General features: G+C 43.7%; 1 pseudogene. It reads right to left on the bottom strand.

Annotated features, from left to right (window positions below):
• Positions 1–294 (bottom strand): annotated as a pseudogene (locus A3766_RS07120) (hypothetical protein); the annotation flags it as partial.
• Positions 295–522 lie beyond the last annotated feature (228 nt).

The raw sequence follows: 522 nt of genomic DNA, 5'->3' as shown, positions 1-522 counted from the left end.
AAAACAAGCAATGATTAGGGTTTCGCCTTTAGGGCCTGCACCGATGCGTGCAACCATGTAAGCAGTATGCCCAGTCTTAAGGAAAGATTGGTATAAGGCTTTATCATAGAAAAAGTAAATACGGCCATCGTGGTGTACTTCATATAATGCCGGTACCTTTACTGACATCTTTGTTTGCGTTTGCATTGTTTCAGACGCTGAAGTAGCTTCTTTTGTATCCGTGCTTGCGCACGCAGCTACACCAAGAGCCATAACCGTTGATAAGCCAAGTATACGTAGTTTCTGTGCGATCATTGCTTGATTCCCGTTTTGTGTGTGATACGACCAATACAGGATATTAAGTTTTTATGACAGGAATGTTACAGGAAATGGGAAACCCTAATCATTGCTTGTTTTACGCCACCAGTTCTCAACACCAAGCTTATAGGGCGGCTGAGTGCTTGGACGAGCAAATCGATCCCAATAGGCAAGACGGTGGTAGTTTAGGTGCCAGTTTGGAATGCTATAGTGTCTCCATAAGAG

This window comes from Oleiphilus sp. HI0132, assembly GCF_001635845.1.
This window is presented reverse-complemented; position numbering and strand designations above follow the sequence as displayed.